Source organism: Prosthecobacter sp., assembly GCF_029946185.1.
In the GTDB taxonomy this organism is placed as follows: Bacteria; Verrucomicrobiota; Verrucomicrobiia; order Verrucomicrobiales; family Verrucomicrobiaceae; genus Prosthecobacter.
Genome location: NZ_JAQSEA010000279.1, coordinates 68,678 through 87,302 on the forward strand (window position 1 = coordinate 68,678; position 18,625 = coordinate 87,302).

Below are 18,625 nucleotides of genomic sequence, written 5' to 3' on the forward strand. Positions count from 1 at the left end.
CAAGGGAACGCTCCGCTTTACCAACAGCTCACGGTCGTCCCAAGCGGCTTGCCGTTGCGTTGCCCCCTTGCTCCGCAGGAACAGGGCTACTTTGACTCCCCAAACGCGCACAGATGCTTGTCGGTACGAATGTAGATCACACCATCGACAATGGCCGGTGAGGCGAAGACGGGCGCTTTGAGGTCGTTGCGGGCGAGCACGTTCAGTTTGTCGCTGGTGGCATCGAGCACGACGACGGTGCCGCGCTGCGAGATCACATACACGTGGCCATCGGCGGCGACGGCGGAGGCGTAGTAGTCGCCGGAGGCATCGACGCGTTCGGCCTGGTAAATGGGGCTGCCGGTTTTCGTGTCGTAGGCGGAGGCGAGACCGCCGCTCTTCATCGTCAAGACGCGGCCATTCACCGCGACGGGTGAGGAGACATACGGCAGGTGTTTGTTCTGCTGCCAGACGACGTGCGTGCTGGTGATGTCGCCGCTGCCGCCGGGCTTGATGGCAAAGACTTGGTTCACAGCGTCGGCGAACATGCCGCGTACAAATTCATACTCGGGCTTGGTGACCTTGCCGTCCTTGTCCGCGTCGATCTGCGAGTAGCGACCTTTGATCGGACCGGCGGGGAATTCATCGAGAGTGAGCAGGCCGTCCTTGTCGGTATCCTGCACGGCGGCGAAGGCCTCGAACGGTTCCATCTCGATGCGTTCCCCTTCATCGCCGCCAACGTTCCAGCTTGAGACGAGCAGCAGTCCATCAGCTGCGACGGGACTCGCATTGGCCACGCGCGCCATGCCTCGGGCCGACCAGCGCTGCTTACCGTCCTTCACATCATAACTTCGCAGCCACAGCGAGCCGCACACAACCAGCTCTTCCATGCCATCATGTTTCCAGACAAACGGCGTCGAGAAACCGCGCCGGAACTCGCTGCGGTCCACGCGCCACACTTCCGCACCGGTCTTCACATCCAGCGCGATCATGTAGCTGCCCACGTCTTGATCCGCCACGATGATCACTTTGCCATCCACGATGATGGGCGAGGCGCTGGTGCCGAACTCCACGACGGGTGCAGGCAGCGGCTTCTGCCACAGCAACTTGCCGGTCCAATCATACGCCAGCACTCCGTAGGAGCCGAAGTAGGCGATCAAGCGCTCGCCATCCGTGCAGCACGTCGGCGCGGCGGGACTGCCAATGCGATGCGTGCCTTCGACTTTCTCCGAGGGAGCCGCCTCACGCCACAGCTCACGGCCATCCGCACGATTCAGGCAAAACGTGACGAGCTTGCCGCCATCAAGCCCGGTGAGCGCAATCTTGCCACCCCAGATGCAGGGAGACGAATGCCCAAACGGCACCTCCACCTGCCACTTCAGATTCTTCTCACTCGAAAATCCCACAGGCGGCCTGCCCGTGCCGATGCCAAGCCCGTCCTCACCACGAAACTGCGGCCAGTTGGATTCAGCGAGACAGGGGGCGATGAGAAGAGCGGAGCACAAGGCGTGGCGAAGCAGCATGAAAGTAAAAAGCGCTCATCGGGTGCAAGTCTTTCGATCTTCTGCCGAGGATGTATCATGGGTCGCATGGCCCTGAATGGCGCACCTCCCATCAGGGCCACCTCATCACAGCGCTTCCCGCCCTGCGATGTGCTGGAGTTTCCAGCAGCGTCTAGCCGCCTGTCAGCCAGGTCTGAAACGCAGCCTCCACGCGCTGCAGCATCTCGGCCTGATTGCGCCGCAGATCGCTGAACTGATTCCAGGCCGACAGATCCTGCTTGGAGCCGGTGCCCTCAATCTCCGCGATGAATTCCGTGACCAGATCAAGCTGGTCGCCGTGCTGCTCACGCAGGTACGTCTTGCAGGCCACACCCGTCTCATGCAGTCGATTTTTGGTTCCCAGTGCCATGCGGTATTTATCCTTCGGTCTATCACACCCGGCAACTCGAATCCGCAGCTTCACAGCAAATCCTCCTTCCCCATCTCAAAAATCAACGATCCGTGCCCATCAATCTTCAATCACGCACACGCCAACGCTCATGGGATTGATGATTGTCGAGCATTCGATTTTCGATTGTTGAAGTGCCGATCCCACAAACACTCCCGTAATCTCCGCCTTCTCCGCACGTTTTATCCACGTCATGACTCCGCCCGCCTTTTTTGATGTCTCCCGCCGCCAGTTCTTTCGGCAGTCCGGCTTGGGATTGGGCTCTGCGGCGCTGGGCTCCATGCTCGCCCGTGATCTGCCGGCTGCGCCTGCGCTGGCGGGGCCGCGACCGCATTTCGCGCCGAAGGCCAAGCACATCATCTACCTGCACATGATCGGCGCGCCCTCACAGCTCGATCTGTTCGACTACAAGCCGCTGCTGCAAAAGATGGACGGTCAGGTCTGCCCGGCAGAACTCACCAAAGGCAAGCGCTTTGCCTTCATCGGCGGTGAGCTGAAGCTCGCAGGCACCGAGTTCAAATTCCAGCGCCATGGGAAGAGCGGGCTGGAACTCAGTGAACTGCTGCCGCACCTCGGCACCGTGGCGGATGACATCTGCGTGGTGAAATCCCTGCACACCAATGAGATCAATCATGCCCCGGCGCAGATGTTTTTGCACACCGGCTTTGGCCAAGGCGGCCGGCCCAGCCTGGGCGCGTGGGTGACGTATGGCCTCGGCACCGAGAACCGCGATCTGCCCGCCTACGTGGTGCTGCTTTCCGGGCCTCCCGGCGGCGCAGGCTCCACGCTCTGGAGCACCGGCTTTCTGCCCAGCGTGTATCAGGGCATCCCCTTTCGTGGCAGCGGCGAGCCCGTCCTCTTTCTCGGCAATCCGCCGGGCCAAAGCACCACCGACCGCCGTCGTGTGCTCGATGCCGTCAAAGCGCTCAATGAGCAGCAGCTCGGCGTCGTGGGAGATCCCGAGATCGCCACGCGCATCAGCCAGTACGAAATGGCCTACCGCATGCAGACCAGCGTGCCGGAGCTCATGGACATCTCCCAGGAAAAGCAGGCCACTCTAGACATGTACGGTGCGCTGCCCGGCAAGGCCTCCTTTGCCAACAACTGCCTGCTCGCCCGCCGCCTGATTGAGCGCGGCGTGCGCATGGTGCAGCTCTTTGATTCCGACTGGGACCACCACGGCGGCCTCAAGCAGCGCATCACCGCCAAAGCCAAGGACGTGGACCAGCCCATGGCCGCGCTGGTGCGGGACCTGAAACAACGCGGGCTGCTCGATGAAACCCTCGTGATCTGGGGCGGCGAATTTGGCCGCACTCCACTGCGCCAGGGCGCGAATGGCGACGGCGTCAAAACCTCCGCAGGTCGCGACCACCACAAAGACGCCTACACCATGTGGATGGCCGGCGGCGGCACGCGGCCCGGCACGGTCTATGGCCGCACCGACGACTTCGGCTTCAACATTGCCGAAAACCCCGTCCATACCCATGACCTCAATGCCACCGTGCTGAACCTCCTCGGCCTCGACCATGAACGTCTCACGTTCCGGTACCAAGGCCGCGACTTCCGCCTCACAGATGTGCATGGGGAACTGGTGCCAGGGATTGTGGGGTGAGGGGGGGATGTGTGCTGATTGGGGGACATCCATCTCCGCCTGGTGACCGGGCATCAGGAATTAGACTGACGATGATGACAGGGTGCCAAAAAGCAGAGTCATTATACAGCCGCGTGTCCACGCACTGTCGAAGTTTCCGTGCCGCAACCAGGCAACCCAAATGAAACCACCTCTCACCAGCCTACGACTTGCGCTCACCGCGCTCACCGCCCTCAACTTTGCCGCTCTCGCGGCAGACCAGAAACCGGCACAGGATAACACCGAAAAAAATGAGCGTGATCGGTCCGGCGAGACCATGACGCCTTTCGACCAGTCCAACAGCCCGGCAGATTTGAAGATCACCCAGGACATCCGCAAAGCCGTCATGGCCGATGACTCGCTGAGCATGACCGCCAAAAACGTGAAGATCATCACCGCCGCAGGAAAGGTGATGCTGCGTGGCCCGGTGAACAATGCCGACGAAAAAAAGAAAATCGCCGCTTATGCCAAAGCCAACGCCGGAGAGGCGCAGGTGATCGACCAACTCGAAGTCAAAACCAAGTAACGGAAGCTCCACTTTCCTCTCAAAATCCAACCCTTCAAATCCTACCATTATGTCACACAAATCTGTCTTCTGCATCGCAACCACCATGGGTCAGGCTGAACGCATCGTTGAACGCCTGCAATCCAGCGGCTTTCCTACCAGCGATATCTCCGTCCTGCTGCCAGACACCTCCGGCCACGGTGACTTCGGTCATGTGAAGTCCACCAAGGCCTCTGAAGGCATCGCCGCAGGTGCCACCACCGGCGGCCTGGCTGGCGGCACCATCGGCCTGCTGGCGGGCATCGGCGCGCTTGCCATTCCTGGCCTCGGGCCCTTCATCGCTGCCGGCCCCATCATGGCAGCCCTCAGCGGTGCTGCTGTCGGCGCGACCGCTGGCGGCGTAGTCGGCGGCTTGATCGGCCTCGGCATTCCCGAGATCGAAGCCAAACGTTATGAGGACAGCCTCAAGAAGGGCAACTACCTCATCTCCGTGCATGCTGCCAATGGCGACCTTATCGACCGCGCCAAGAAAATCTTCGAAGACGAGGGCGCTGAAGACATCAGCACCATCGGCGAAGAGAAGGCCCCCAAAGCCTGAGTTCCGGCACCACGCCCACTCCACGAAAATCCTGCGCGGCTCGCTGCGCAGGATTTTTTGTGGCTTGGCCAAATCTCAAGACCGTGACGGCGGGAGTTCAGCTTGAAGGCAGGGCAGGACAGTGGACGCATAAGTCCGCGATGCAGCCCAGAGTCGATATTGCCAGCACAGGACTGTTCTAGGTCACGAGTTCTACACGGAGCCGAAGGGTCAAAAGTTAATCCAGGTTTTAAACCATTCATCTCATGAAACCGCACAAGCAGACTTACTTCGGCATCTTTGCCAAATTCATCTCACGAGCCGCAGGTAAACCCGCGGCTTTCTGTCTTGCAGGGATCATCGTTCTCATCTGGGCTGTGTTGGGTCCGGTGTTCAATTTCAGTGATACCTGGCAGCTTGTCATCAATACCGGCACCACGATTGTGACGTTCCTCATGGTTTTTTTGATTCAGAACAGTCAGAACCGTGACTCTGAAGCCATGCACGTCAAACTCGACGAATTGATCCGCTCCGTCTCTGGAGCCCAAAATGAGCTTTTGGATTTGGAGGATATGGAGGAGGATGATCTGGACAAAGTGCGGGCCAGGTATGGAGCACTCGCCGAGAAGGCGCGCGTCACTCTCGAAAAAAAGAAACCGAAAAAAGCGCCCGCAAAGAAGAGCGCAAAAAAGCCGCGTAAATGACCGCGTTGATCCTCTGTTCTGCTGCCCCCTATCGCCCCTCAGGCACCGCGAACTGCTGACCCGAGATCACCTGCCGGCCTGCTTCCCCGGCACCTGGATTGCCTTGCTTCTGCACGCGATTTCTATGAACGTAGCAGCCAGCCCACCACGCCCTGTGCACAGCCTCCGCTTCCTCCGACTTGATCTCCTCCCGCGCAGCCCCGAGGCCGGATTGCTCGTGTTCGCGCCGAACCCGGATGAATGACCGCAGGCCAGCGAAGGGCATTCCTCTGCGCTTGTTCGATCCGCGCGAGGGGAACATGGCGTTCAAACTGGAGCCGATCTGCGCTGGGGCGGATTTCTCGCAGCCGCAGCGCTGCAACTATTTTACGATCCTATGGATTCGGGAAGGCTTATCTGCGGAAACCTCGCTGAAAAATTCGTTCGCACCCACCCCTTTTAGGCCGCGAACTCCCCACGTCGGAACAGGAATCGAAAGGCAGTTCGGCACCCGTCGCAGATACGGGCTGCAATTCTTGAAGGGTTCGCGATGGCAGTCGTCTTGAAATCCAGCTTAAAACAGGTGATACGCCTTCCCCTCCCACTCCTGCTTCAGGGCGGGATTATCCACATGCCGCAGCAGGTCGTAGTAGCTGTAGGGGTACTTGAAGACGTGCCCGATGTCCACGGCGTGGTCGCCACGCTTTTCCCAGTACTCGGCGCTGTTCGGGCGCAGCGCGCTGGGTTTGTGCTCCGCGCGGGTCTTGTCCTCCGGTTGAGGTCCGTTGCGCGTGACGGATACGTACTTGCGGAAGGCAGTGCGGCAGCTTTCGGCCCATTCCACATCGCCCATGGCGGCGAGCTCGACGAGTGCCTGGCCAAAGGTGAGCATGTGCCCGGTGAAGCCCTGTCCATGACCCATGAAGCGATCCACGGTCGCGCTGGCCTCACGCAGGACGAATTCCGACGCGGCGGCTGTGTCGGAGAAGGGCGGGGGATCCACCTCGGGGCGCGGGTCGATGTCACGCCAGGGCTTGATGGCGCGGATGAGTTTGCATACGCCGTCGATTCGCTTGGGTGTGGCGGCGCTGGGCAGCATGCGGAAGCCTTTGATCGCCAGCATGGCGAAGATGGCGTTGTGCCCCACTTCGCGCAGCACACCTTGGCCGCCCGCGAGCGCGAGGCCGATTTTGCTGATCAACGCGGGGTCCGGCGCCTCCTCAGGAAAGGGTTTGCAAAGCGGCGATGAAGCCCAGTTGAGGTCGAATAGTTGGGCGATGCGGGCCGTGGCTTTGTCGTCCATCTGGTTGTCCACGCACATCAGGTGCGCGGAAACGAGACTGGCCCCGCGATGACCATCCGTGAAGTAGTTCATCTCATGGGCGCGGGAGAGCGCATTGAGCCCCAGCAGCACGAGGCGTTTCTCTGCTGGATCATGCTCCCCATCGGCAGCTTTGCCACCTTGCAGCACCGTGCCCGTCAGCACGCTGCAAAGGCCGGATGACGACAACGCAGCAAATTCCCGCCGGCTAAAGTTTCTTTTCAGGGAGTACGATGGTTGGTTCATGAGGTGCGGGTTGGGAAGGATCGCATCTGTTAGAACGAGACCCGACAGGTATCTCTAGCCAAACCGTTCCATCTCCTGAAGTCGTTCCAGAAATAACACCCGGCGAATGTTTGATCGAAAGGCCGCGCGGCTGCGGCGTAGTCCTTGCGCATGTTTGTTTCTCCACGTTTTCTCTCCCCGGTGCTGGGCCTCGCGCTCACGATTTTTGTCTCTGCCAAAGAGCCCTTCAAGCCCAATCTCGGCCCCGATCTGCCGCGCATCACCGTGACCTGCGGGGATGTGACGCTGCTGCTGCGCCAGGTCACGCAGTGGACGCCTGGCCGCATTGATTTTCGCGGCAAGCCGATGACGACCGAGAGCAGCGCCTACGGCACCGTGTTCTCATTTCCTGATGTCGGCTTCATCGGCACCGCGCATCTGGAAAATGAACCCGAGAAGCTGCAGGCACTCGACTTTTTCCTCGATGATAAACTCATCGAAGCACCCACGGCAGAGCTCAAGGGCGGCGGTTTTCGACTGGAGCGGAAGTCACGCATCCGCGCCTTTGATCTGACAAATATCACCGAGATCAAAGACCACCGCCTGTATGAAACCACCACCGTCCACACCGCCGAGGCTGTGCCGCTGAAGCTGGTGTACCACTTCATGCACGCGTGGCGGCCCACGGTCTCCGCCTTCCTCGCGGGCAGCGATGCCGCGCCTGAAAAGCAGATCTCCGGCCCGCTGCGCGATGACACGGAGGTGGTGCGGAAGTTTTACATCAATGAGCGTGTGGACTGGATGGCTGTGTATGAGCCGCAGAGCGGGCAGTTCGCCGTGTCGCGCCTGCTGCAGGCACCGGAGCTGGGAGGTCAGATCGCGACCATCTGGAACGTGCCCGGCACCTACCGGAAGTTTTACCTCAAGTGCTTCAACAACGCCACCGTGCCCGCCGACTTCACCGGCACCTGGCGCATGGTCACCGCCTTTGGCAGCAGCCCGCCGGAAGCTTGGGAAGCCGCCGCACGCACCCTTGCGGCGCAACTTCAGGCCAGGTGATTTTGATCTTCGATGCCCAAACGGAGAATCCCCACAGGGTGCATTTCCCGCATGACATCACTCGCTGAGCAGGGAGCATCCGCCCCACTTTGTCCCAATCCCACATGCGCCGCCTCGATCAACTGCTCTCCGCCCTCGGTTACTGCTCACGCCGGGAGGCCATGGCCTTTGTCAAAGAGGGCCGCGTGAAGTTGAGCGGCACCGTGCTGAAGCGTTCGGACCAGCGCGTGGATTCCGCTCTCATCACCGTCGATGACGAACCGCTCGAAGCGCCTGACGGCCTGCTGGCGATGCTGCACAAGCCCGCAGGCTACTCCTGCACGCACAGCGAGGAGGAAGGCCAAAACATCTATGAACTGCTGCCCGCGCACTGGCCGGATCGCAATCCGGCGGTGACGAGCGTGGGCCGTCTCGACAAAGACACCAGCGGACTGCTGCTGGTGTCGGACATCGGCAGCCTCGTGCATCGCTTCACCTCTCCGAAGTCAGACATCGAGAAAACCTATCTCGTCGAAGTGGAGCGCGAACTCGATCCCGCTCTCATCGACATCTTTGCCAAAGGCGATCTCATGCTCCGCAGCGAGGACAAACCCTGCCTGCCGGCGAAATTGGAAATCGTTTCCAGCCAGACCGCCCGCCTCACCATCACCGAAGGCCGTTACCATCAGGTGCGCCGCATGTTCGCCAGCCAGGGCTGGCATGTGGAGCAGTTACACCGCGAACGCTTCGGTCCGTATGAACTCGGCGATCTTGCGGAAGGCGAGTGGCGCATGCTTTCGCTGGAACAAGTGCAGCGCTGAGCACGTTCACGGCAGTCATGAAACTGCTGCTCACTTTCTTTGCGCTGGCCTGCACCTCCATCGCGTTCGCAGACCGACCGAACATCCTGCTCGTGCTGGATGATGATCTCGGCTACGGCGATCTCGGCTGCTACGGATCAAAGGATGTGTTCACGCCCAATGTGGACAAATTTGCCGCCGAGGGACTGCGCTTCACCTCCTGCTATGCGGGGCATCCGAACTGCTCGCCTTCACGCACAGCAATTATGACAGGCCGTACCCCAACGCGGGTGGGCGTGCGGGACTGGATTCCCGAGGAGTCGCCGGTGCACATGCGCCGCAGTGAGATCACCATTGCGAAGCTGCTGCATGAGTCGGGTTACGCGACCTGCCATGCCGGCAAGTGGCACATGAATGGTGAGTTCAACCAGCCCACGCAGCCGCAGCCGAATGATCATGGCTTTGATCATTGGTTCGCGACGCATAACAACGCCTACCCCAATCACCACAACCCGGACAATTTTGTGCGCAACAGCGCCGAGGTCGGCAAGCTCGAAGGCTACGCTGCGCATCTGGTGGCAGATGAGGCCATGCGGTGGCTGGATGCACGGGACAACAGCAAGCCCTTCTTTGCCTACGTCTGCTTTCATGAGCCTCATGAACCCATATCCTCGGATCCTAGGTACTCCGCGCTCTATCATTCGGACGATCCCAGCTTCAATGGCCATCATGGCAACATCTCGCAGATGGATGATGCCTTTGGCCGACTGATGAAAAAGCTGGATGATGAGGGACTGCGGGAGAACACCCTCGTCCTCTTTACCAGCGACAACGGCCCGGCCATCACCGCGCAGCATCCGCACGGCTCCTCTGGGCCGCTGCGCGATAAAAAAGGCAGCATGTGGGAGGGCGGCATCCGCATCCCTGGCATTCTGCGCTGGCCCGGCAAAACGAAGCCCGGCACGGTGAGCGATGAGCCGATCAGCGGCGTGGATTTCCTGCCGACGATGTGCGCTGTCGCCGGACTGCAGGCTCCGCAAGACCGCGTGATCGACGGTGCCAGCTGGCTGCCAGTGCTGGAAGGCCACAAGGTGGAGCGCAAGACGCCGCTCTACTGGCACTTCAACCGCGCCTCCAGCGAGCCCAAGGTTGCCATGCGAGTGGGCGGCTGGAAAATCCTCGCGGCGCTCGACAAGCCAGCTCCGACACGAGGCAACGACATCACCGAGCAAACCGAACGCGATTTCAAGGAGGCCGTGCTGCAGGATTTCATGCTGTTTGATCTCAGCAAAGACATCGGCGAGCAGAACGATCTGGCGTCGACCGAGGCCGCCAAGCTGGCGGAGCTGAAGGAACTGCTGCAGGCCAAATACGCTGATGTGCAGAATGAGGCTCCGATCTGGCCGGTGTGGAAGTTCACCGGAGCCGAGGGAAAAAAGATCGAGTGGCCGAACTATGTGAAGCACAAAAAAACAGCGCCCAAGAAACCTTGAGCGCTGCGTGAGAGAGGCTGGAGCGGACCGCGAAGGAAGATCAATGATGATGACCGCCGCTGTGTCCACCGACACCACTCATCCTGTGGCTACCGCTGCCAAAGCTGTGACTTCCACCACCCATGCTGCGACCACCGCTTCCGAAGCTACCGAAGGATCCGCCACGTCCGGAATGACCTCCGAATGGAGAACCGCCAATGTGATGGCTGGCGAAGCTGCGTCTGCCTGGCGAATAACCGCCGTAACTGTGGTTAAAAGCGGGCACATAGGGGCGGCTCAAGAAGGGTGTGCTGTAACCCCGGTTGTAGCCAACGTTGCCATAGGAGCGGTAGGGGCTCAAGTAGCCACGATTATAACTGCTGTAGCCATAGGGCCTGGAATAACCGCCGTATCCCCCGTAGCCACCCAGGCCAAGCAGAGAGCTGGAGTAATAGTTATTGTAACTTGTGCCGTAGCCGCCGTAGCCGCCACCGTATCCCACGCTGCCATAGCCGGGATATCCATACATATCGCAAGAGGAAAGCGATAGCGCGGCGATCATTGCGCCGCCCAGAAGCAGAATTTTCGATTTCATGACACCTGCTTCGACGCGGCCCCTCGGGAACTATTCAGAAGTATTTAAAAATAATTAAGCATCTCTTTAAAACCAACCCTGACGGCAGTTGAAAGCAGCCTGCAGCCGTGGATGATGCCCGCTTTTTCCAAGCTCTTTCACATGTCCGCCGAATCTGTCACCTCCGCCATCCTGTTCACGCTCACTCCTGAAGCCGCCCGCGTCATGGGATGCTTGATCGAAAAAGAAATCACGCTGCCGGATCACTATCCGATGACGCTCAATGCGCTCGTCACGGCCTGCAATCAGACCACGAACCGCGACCCCATCGTCCGCTATGACGAACGCACCGTGCTGCGGGCGCTGGAGTCGATGAAATCCCACGGCTACGTCTTTGAAGTCAACATCGTGGGCGGTCGCACGCTCAAGTACCGGCACAATCTCAAGGGCAAGCTGCAAGGACTGGACCGCTCCCACATGGCGCTGCTCTGCATGCTGCTGCTGCGCGGCTCACAGACCGCAGGCGAGCTGCGCCAGCGCACCGAACGCCTGTTTGAATTTCCCGACATGCCCAGCGTGGAAAACACGCTGGCCGAGCTCATCGGTTTCAATGAAGGCCCGCTGGTGCAATGCATCCCCGCCGGCCCGGGCCAGCGCGTGGCGCAGTTCATGCATCTGCTCTGTGGCGAGGTGGCAGGCGCAGAGGCTGCCACCCTCTCCGCCCATGCCCCGGCTGCTGCGGTGGCGGAGGATTCATCCGATGCGGACTGGCGGGCGAAGATGGAAGCGGAGATCACCCTGCTGAAGGCGCAGGTGTCGCGGCTGCAGACGCTGATCGGTGCGGTGAAGTAATACCACGCACAGTTGAAAAGGGTCTGAATCCATGGCGCTTAGCAAGGGCCTTTTACGCTCTTTCGTCGCTTCGTCCCGCCACACACCAGCCCTGAAAGGGCTGTGGATGATAGAGCGATTCGCAAGACTCATTTCCGACATGGCAGGTATGAGGAGGTCATACCACGATCCATTGGAACCAGTTCTGTTTCTCTTTACCTCAACCAGCCCCGCTTCCCACCAGCCCTGAATGGGCTGCGTAGTCCAGCCCAGGGTCAGCCGAGCCTCAGCGAGGCGACCCTGGGTATGGCAGACAATTCCGGGCAGCAAACCCAGCACGCCTCCATGCCACGCCGGGTTCCAGCAGCGTCTGCAGCGTGCCCCGCAGCACCCCTCTGCCGCAGGCTTCCATGGCTGCCATCCTACGCTTGACCGCTGCCTCCGAAAACCACCGCAAACTCTCTTACAGTCTGCCATTCATTCAGACTCATGTTCATCTGCTCTTGGTATAACAAACTACTCCAGCCGCTTCAGACTGCCGATGCGGTAGGCACCTTCGAGCAGGCGCATGTTGTCGCGTTCCGCATTGAAGGTGTCGAGATAGATGATGTGCGGAAAGTCATTGAGTTCGATGACGTGCACGGCGTCCTTCGCGCTCTTGAAGGCATCCGCCAGATCGTTGAGGTCGTTGATGGCCTTGCCGTTCACCTTGTTGACCACCTGTCCGCCGAGCTTTTCGTAACCCTGCGCGCTGGGAGTGGGCAGCACGAGGCTGAGGAACACGAGCTTCTTGCGGCCGTCCTCCTCATACTTTTCAGGATGCGAGGCGACGTGTGAGAGCCGCAGGATGGCACCTCCGCGCTGCTCCTCGCCAAAGGCGTCCAGGTAGGGGCTTGAAAGCTCCTGAAACAGCAGCCCGCCCATCAGCACGTAGCGCGGGCCTTTGTCGAACAGGTAGGGCAGCACGAGGTAGTCGTCCGGCTTGCGGCGGGTGAGCTCTCCAGTCAGCGTGACTTCCTTGCCGTCTCGAATCACTTTGATCTCGACCTTGTCACCCACATAGGCACGACCGCGTACGAGATGGCTGGAGCTGAGCGCGCCGAACTGCGGGTCCTTGTAGTCACCGCGTGAATCGATGGCGAAGCCATTGATGGCTATCAGGATGTCTCCCTTTTTCATGCCGGATTTCTCAGCGGAGCCGCCTTTCATGACCAGGCTGATGAGCACGCCCGGCGCATCAGGCTTGAGCCCGAGGTATTCGCGGTACTGTTCGTCCAAGGTGGACTGCAGTTCCATGCCGAGGCTGGGGAAGCCTCCATAGCTGCCGTCCGCCACATCCTTCAAAAAGTGCTCGATGATCGGTGCGGGCAGAATGGTGGTGACCTGGTTCTTCGAGTCATAGCTCAGCAGCAGGCCGACGAGCTTGCCGTTTTTGACCACCGGCAGGGTGAAGCTGTTCGCCTCGCTGCGCACAATGTTGTTGGCCTCATAGACCAGAAAGCCCGAGCCTTCGACATTGTAGCGGCGCGTGAGCACCTTGCCGATCTTCAGCTCGCTTTTGATCAGCTCGCCCACACGTCCCGTCTGCAAAATATCCACCGTGTCTCCAATGCGTGCGCTGGTGTCCACCGCCATCGGTTTGAGTCCGGCAAAAAAGGCCTTCTGCCTGTCTGAAGGCACCGACTCCAGCAACGCCAGGTTGGCTTCATAATCCACTGCCACCACTTTGGCCGGGATCTTCTGGCCTTTCTCCGGCAGCTCGAGCTCAATGTAAGTGGAGTCCGCCACCATCTGCCCGGTGACCAGCACCCGGTTGCCAGCAAGCACCACGCCCAGGCCACGCCGGCTTGAGGGAGACTCCTTCTGCCAGGGCAGATGCAGGCTGAAAGGCTGGGAAGTCGCGTTCACCCGCACCAGCGAGTTGTTTTGCACCACCTGCAGCGCGACGGCGGGACCTTCGGTCACAGCGACTGCGCGTTGCTTTTTGGGGGCATCAGGTGTCTGCGCTGGCAGAGTGGCTGCACCGAGTACGAGGAAAAGAGAAATCTGGGAAAGCTTCATGGATGCGTCGAGGCTGAAAGGTTCAAAGTCGGATCGTGCGGCTATTCATCGCCAAGGTAGGAGTCTTCCAAGATGTTGTAGGTCGCCATGATGCGTTTATGCGCGTCTTCGGCGAGCTCACGCTTGAGCACCAGCGGGCGGTTTTTTTCCAGCAGCACGATCTCGATGAACGGTTTGTCCTTTTTGGCCAGCGCGGTCTGCACATCCTTGAGTGATTTGATTTTCACACCATTGATTTCATCGACGATGCTGTGCGCATACGGAGTGATCCAGGTGTTCACTTCATCTGGCAGCACGTTCGTCAGCACCACGGGCTCAGGCCGCTCCACGTAGAGCTTGTCGGTCAGGAAGTTGTCGAAGACGTAGTTTACCGTGTCGTCGCGCATTTGATGCGCGTCCATCAGGTTGCGGTCCAGCGGCTGAAACACGAGACCGGCGTTGACGATGTAGCGCGGACGCTGGTTGTACTGCGCACCGAGGCGGACGTAGGGATCAAAACGTTTCAGCGTCACGGTGGTTTCCAGCTTTTTGCCGTTGCGCATGTACTTCAGCTTGATCGTGTCGCCGGCGAACTTGCGCTCGACGATTTCATTCATGTCCATCAGTTCGCCTTCGAAGCGCACGAGGCCGTTGTTCATCACCGGATTGTCATCAATGCTCAAAATGACGTCGCCGATTTTCAGCAGATCGCCCACGCTGCCCTGGGGCTCCACGTCTCCGACCATCACGCCCACGCCTTCGCCCTGGGTGCCGAGCGCCTTGGCCTGCGCTGGATTTTCAATGGGAAAATCGCTCGCCGCGAGATCCACATAATGGTCGTAGCGGCCGTCTTCAATATCCTTGAGGAAGCGCTTGATCACCGGGACCGGGATCATGTAGCCGACGTTCTGCGCCACACGCCCGCTGAAGCCCTGGAAGGCCACGCCGACGACTTTGCCCTCCTGCATCACCGGACCGCCGGAGTTGCCGGGATTGATCGCCGCATCCACCTGAATCGCGAGATGGGAGTCCACGCTCGTATGGCTGTAAGGCCGGAAGTCAATGCGTGACACCACGCCGCGCGTCACGGAGATGCGATCACCGCCGATAGGATAACCGATCGCGATCACTTCGGTGTTGAGCTGCGGAATGCCGCCGAAGTCCAGCGGCTTGAGCTTGTCAAAGTGGCTGCCGTCCTCGGCCTCGATCAGCGCCAGGTCACAATCATGCGCGATGTGGACAATCTTGGCCGGATGCGGCTCGGGATCGTTGGTGGTGCGGATCAGAATGCGCGTGGCATTGCTGACGACGTGCGCATTGGTCAGAAAACGGTTTTTGCCAATGAGGAATCCGGTGCCGCTGCCACCACTGGGCTGCCCGGCGTTCCACGGCTCACGGTAATCGGGGACCAGCACCGAAACATCAATGTTCACGATGCCTTCCCATGCGCCTGATTTCACATCGATGGCCTGAGTCGCCGGGGGCGGTGCCATGGCGGGTTGCGCGCAGAGGGCAGAAGGAAGCAGAGCCAGGGCGAAAAGTGACAGAAGCGGTCGGGTGTTCATTCGGGTGACGTGAAGTCACAAACATACGCTCCCCCGCCGCTTCTAACACAAGTTTGCTGAAGAAATAATCTCAGCGCAAAACAGCGCCTATTTTTTCCCGGCGTTTTTCTTAGCCTCGTTGAGCTTCTTGAGGTCTTCCACACGCTTGGCATTCTGCGCCTCGAAGCTGTTCGGATTGGCCGGGTCCGTGATCATCGGAAAATCATCCGTACGGAATGGCGTCACCGGCAGGCCTTCAGCGGAATACACATTGCAGATAGGATTGTCCGCCCAAGCATAACGCACGGCCACGGGCTTGGCGACGCCTGCGGCGCTCACTTCGATCTGGTTCGTGCCTTTCTTCGAGCCGCCAATGATGCTGGCCTTCGCCCACACCCACTTCTTGTCTTCACCGCAGATCGCGAAGCCTTTGACCTCATCCGTATCCACCGTGCGCAGGCCTTGCGGGGTGTAGTCGAAAGTCAGCAGCGCTTTGCCGCCGTCAAACTTCGCGTCTTTGAGCTCAGGACTGCGATAAGGCAGCTTCTGATCGTAATCCTTCACCAAAGCCCAGCGCGCAAGGCGCTCCGCCACGTCGCGCTTGTTCTTCGGATGGATGTCGTTCGCTTCACCGAGATCAGTAATCACGCACTCGCCCGTGTGCGGCAGCTTGCCAATTGTACGCGTTTGCGCTTCGCGCAGCTCGGCCCAGTCGCTCTCCACGGGCTCCGTCTGGTAGGGCTTGAAGTCGGCCAGCTGCACCCAGTAGAAGGGGAAATCACCCTGCTTCCATTCTTTGCGCCAATGCTCGATCATGAAGGGAAACAGCTCGCCATACTCCTTCGCACGGCTGGCGTTCGACTCGCCCTGGTACCAGATCACGCCCTTGATGCCATAACCTATCGTTGGATGCAGCACGCCCGCATACAGATTCCCCGGACGATGTTGGCCGGCCATGGGATTCTGCGGCGCACGCGGTGCCTGAGCGGTGAACATTTTCCCCGCCTTGGTGGCTTCCGTACGTGCCTTGGCCCATGCGCCCACTTTCGTTTTGTGATCGGCCACCTGCTTCTCGAAAGCTTCCTGCGTGAAGGTGGACTCCGTCTGCTTCCACCGGGCGATGATCGCGGCAAAGCGCGGGTCCTTCTCCAGCAAATCACGCTTCACCCAGGCTTCGCAGGCACTGCCGCCCCAGGCGTTGTCAATCAGACCCACCGGCACGCCGAGCATCTCATGCAGCACACGGCCAAAATGATAACCCACGGCGGTGAACACCCCCGCATTGGTCGGGCTGCACTCCTCCCACTGACCCTTGAAATCGTCCTGGATTTCCTGCGTGCCGACCTGCGGCACCGAGATGAGGCGAATTTGCGGATACTTCGCCTGCGCGATGTCCAGATCCGCATCCCAGGTGCTGGAAAGATTGAATCCCATGTTCGACTGCCCCGAGCAAATCCACACTTCGCCCACCAGCACATTTTTCAGTTCCTTGCTGCTGCTGCCCTTGATCGTGATCGTCGCAGGCTTCGCATTCGCCGGCACCGCATCCAGCTTCACCGTCCACTTGCCATCCGCTCCAGCCTTGGCGGTCTTGGTCTGACCCGCGAACTTCACCGTCACCTCCGTGCCCGGCGTATCCCAGCCCCACACCGGATTCGCCTGCTTCTGCTGCAGCACCATGTTATCGCCAATGATGGCCGGGAGTTTCAATTCCGCACGGGCGGAGACAGCAAGGAGCGTGAGGAGGCAGAGAATGCGCATGAGTTTGGAAAAAAGCTGGATGCTGGGAACGCTGCGTGAAGGCAAATCATTGCAGCAGGTTGCAAGGATTGTGCTGCGGACTGCCGCCACTGTGTGCTAGCTTTTCGCGTGATTCGTTTCGTCCTCGCCGCCGCACTTCTGTTCTCCCTCGCCGCCTGCGGCAAGTCAAGGCCGCGTGCAGACCTCGTCTTCATCAATGGCGCGGAGCCGGAGAGCATCGATCCACACATCGTCACCGACCAAGTCGGCATGCGCATCGCCTCGGCTTTGTTCGAAGGCCTCTGCCGCATTGATGAGGCAGGGAAGCCCCAGCCCGGCATGGCAGAGCGCTGGGAGATGACGCCGGACCGCAAGACCTACACCTTCCACCTGCGCCCAAACACCACATGGAGCGACGGCGCACCCCTCACCACCCAGGACTTCCTCTACTCCTGGAAGCGCGTACTCACCCCCGAGTTCGGTGCCGACTATGCCAGCCAGCTCTATGTCATCAAAAACGCCCGGGCCTTTCACGAAGGCACGCTCAAGGACTTCGCGCAGGTCGGTGTCACAGCGCTGGATGACCGCACCCTCCGCGTCGAGCTCGAAAATCCCACGCCTTACTTCATCGACCTCTGCGCCTTCACTGCGTTCTACCCCGTGCCGCAGCGCATCATTGAAAAGCACGGCACCGCATGGATCAAGCCGGGCTCCCTGATCGGCAATGGCTCCTACACACTCGAAGACTGGCTGCTGGACGACCGCATCGTACTGCGCCGCAATGAGCGCTACTGGGACGCCGCCAACGTGCCGATGAAGAGCATCGAAATCCTGCCCATCTCGGAGCCGAACACCGCCATCAATTACTTCCTCACCGGCCAGGCAGATCTCATCATGGACAAGGGCATGGTCCCCACCTCCCTCACGGTCAAACTCAAGCAGCAGTCCTACTTCCACACCGGCCCCTTCCTCGGCAGCTACTTCACCCGCTTCAACGTCACCCGCGCCCCCTTTGACAATCCCAAGATCCGCCTCGCCTTCTCACTGGCGATTGATCGCAAGCGCATCACCGAAAAAATCACCCAGCTCGGCGAGCGCAACGCCTTCAGCCTCACCCCGCCCGGCACCGGCCAAAACTACCAGCCTCCACCCGGCCCCGAGTTCGATCCCGAACGCGCACGCAAGCTCCTCGCCGAAGCAGGTTATCCCGGCGGCAAAGGCTTCCCCCGCGTCGAATACCTCTACTTCCCCAAACCCGTCGAGCGCAACATCGCCGTCGAGTTGCAGGCCATGTGGCAGGAGCACCTCGGTGTCAGCGTTGATCTGGCCAAGCAGGAATGGAAGATCTACCTCGCTTCAATGAAGGAGAAAAACTACGCCCTCTGTCGCAGCAGTTGGGTGGGCGACTACAACGACCCCGGCACGTTCTTGGAAATGTTCCTCTCCGCCAGCGGCAACAACCGCACCGGCTGGGCCAACGCTGGATACGATGAACTCATCGCAGCCGCCGCCCGCGAGCCCGATCTCAATCAGCGCAACACCCTCTTCCAGCAAGCCGAGAAACTCCTCGTCACCGACGAAGCTGTCATCCTCCCCATCTATCACTACGTCGGCGTACAGTTCTACCACGCCGACCGCCTCACCGGCGTGCAGGCAAACTTGATCGACGATCATCCCTTCCGCTGCATGCGGTGGAAGTAGTCCCGTCGCGTCGCA

The 18,625-nt window shown here is 60.0% G+C and carries 16 protein-coding genes; 9 read left to right on the forward strand and 7 right to left on the reverse strand.

The genetic code is table 11. The features are described from left to right. Positions 1–86: 86 nt before the first annotated feature. Positions 87–1,502 (reverse strand): PQQ-binding-like beta-propeller repeat protein, encoded by a 1,416-nt coding sequence (locus tag PSV43_RS22895; protein ID WP_300203265.1) that lies wholly within the window; start codon positions 1,500–1,502, stop codon positions 87–89. A gap of 151 nt (positions 1,503–1,653) precedes the next feature. Then, positions 1,654–1,890 carry a hypothetical protein gene (locus PSV43_RS22900; RefSeq protein ID WP_300203267.1) on the reverse strand — a complete coding sequence of 79 codons (237 nt, stop codon included), beginning with the start codon at positions 1,888–1,890 and terminating at the stop codon, positions 1,654–1,656. Positions 1,891–2,122: 232 nt separating this feature from the next. On the opposite strand from PSV43_RS22900, the gene PSV43_RS22905 reads away from it, so the two are divergent. From PSV43_RS22905 to PSV43_RS22920, 4 genes are all read left to right on the forward strand, one after another. Next, complete coding sequence (locus PSV43_RS22905) at positions 2,123–3,541, forward strand: DUF1501 domain-containing protein (RefSeq protein WP_300203269.1); 1,419 nt, start codon at positions 2,123–2,125, stop codon at positions 3,539–3,541. A 160-nt stretch (positions 3,542–3,701) separates the two neighbouring features. Further along, positions 3,702–4,085, forward strand: coding sequence for a BON domain-containing protein (locus PSV43_RS22910; RefSeq protein ID WP_300203271.1), 384 nt, complete (start codon positions 3,702–3,704; stop codon positions 4,083–4,085). Between the two features lie 49 nt (positions 4,086–4,134). Continuing rightward, positions 4,135–4,662, forward strand: a complete 528-nt coding sequence (locus PSV43_RS22915; protein ID WP_300203273.1) for a hypothetical protein — start codon at positions 4,135–4,137, stop codon at positions 4,660–4,662. Between the two features lie 245 nt (positions 4,663–4,907). Beyond that, positions 4,908–5,345 (forward strand): low affinity iron permease family protein, encoded by a 438-nt coding sequence (locus tag PSV43_RS22920; protein WP_300203275.1) that lies wholly within the window; start codon positions 4,908–4,910, stop codon positions 5,343–5,345. A gap of 553 nt (positions 5,346–5,898) precedes the next feature. On the opposite strand, the gene PSV43_RS22925 is transcribed toward PSV43_RS22920, so the two are convergent. Beyond that, positions 5,899–6,891 carry a hypothetical protein gene (locus tag PSV43_RS22925; protein ID WP_300203277.1) on the reverse strand — a complete coding sequence of 331 codons (993 nt, stop codon included), beginning with the start codon at positions 6,889–6,891 and terminating at the stop codon, positions 5,899–5,901. Positions 6,892–7,041: 150 nt separating this feature from the next. Here PSV43_RS22925 and PSV43_RS22930 point away from each other — a divergent pair, with 150 nt between their 5' ends. From PSV43_RS22930 to PSV43_RS22940, 3 genes are all read left to right on the forward strand, one after another. Continuing rightward, positions 7,042–7,929, forward strand: a complete 888-nt coding sequence (locus tag PSV43_RS22930; RefSeq protein WP_300203279.1) for a hypothetical protein — start codon at positions 7,042–7,044, stop codon at positions 7,927–7,929. A 104-nt stretch (positions 7,930–8,033) separates the two neighbouring features. Beyond that, positions 8,034–8,729: a pseudouridine synthase gene (locus PSV43_RS22935; RefSeq protein ID WP_300203281.1), complete on the forward strand. Its 696-nt coding sequence runs from the start codon at positions 8,034–8,036 to the stop codon at positions 8,727–8,729. Positions 8,730–8,746: 17 nt separating this feature from the next. Continuing rightward, positions 8,747–10,201 (forward strand): sulfatase, encoded by a 1,455-nt coding sequence (locus PSV43_RS22940; RefSeq protein WP_300203283.1) that lies wholly within the window; start codon positions 8,747–8,749, stop codon positions 10,199–10,201. 40 nt (positions 10,202–10,241) lie between these two features. Here PSV43_RS22940 and PSV43_RS22945 read toward each other — a convergent pair whose 3' ends face one another. Continuing rightward, entirely contained in the window at positions 10,242–10,709 is a 468-nt protein-coding gene (locus PSV43_RS22945; protein ID WP_300203285.1) for a hypothetical protein, read from the reverse strand. A 207-nt stretch (positions 10,710–10,916) separates the two neighbouring features. On the opposite strand from PSV43_RS22945, the gene PSV43_RS22950 reads away from it, so the two are divergent. Then, positions 10,917–11,606, forward strand: coding sequence for a YceH family protein (locus PSV43_RS22950; RefSeq protein ID WP_300203287.1), 690 nt, complete (start codon positions 10,917–10,919; stop codon positions 11,604–11,606). Between the two features lie 495 nt (positions 11,607–12,101). Here the strand turns inward: PSV43_RS22950 and PSV43_RS22955 are convergent, their stop codons facing one another. The 3 genes from PSV43_RS22955 to PSV43_RS22965 form a co-directional block, all read right to left on the reverse strand. Then, entirely contained in the window at positions 12,102–13,646 is a 1,545-nt protein-coding gene (locus PSV43_RS22955; protein ID WP_300203289.1) for a PDZ domain-containing protein, read from the reverse strand. A gap of 41 nt (positions 13,647–13,687) precedes the next feature. After that, a complete protein-coding gene (locus tag PSV43_RS22960; protein WP_300203291.1) occupies positions 13,688–15,118 on the reverse strand; it encodes a S1C family serine protease in 1,431 nt (476 codons plus the stop codon). 159 nt (positions 15,119–15,277) lie between these two features. Then, on the reverse strand, positions 15,278–16,930 hold the full coding sequence (locus PSV43_RS22965) for a sialate O-acetylesterase (RefSeq protein ID WP_300203293.1): 1,653 nt from the start codon (positions 16,928–16,930) through the stop codon (positions 15,278–15,280). A gap of 108 nt (positions 16,931–17,038) precedes the next feature. Between PSV43_RS22965 and PSV43_RS22970 the strand changes: the two genes are divergently transcribed. Further along, on the forward strand, positions 17,039–18,610 hold the full coding sequence (locus tag PSV43_RS22970; protein ID WP_300203295.1) for a peptide ABC transporter substrate-binding protein: 1,572 nt from the start codon (positions 17,039–17,041) through the stop codon (positions 18,608–18,610). Positions 18,611–18,625: the final 15 nt, after the last annotated feature.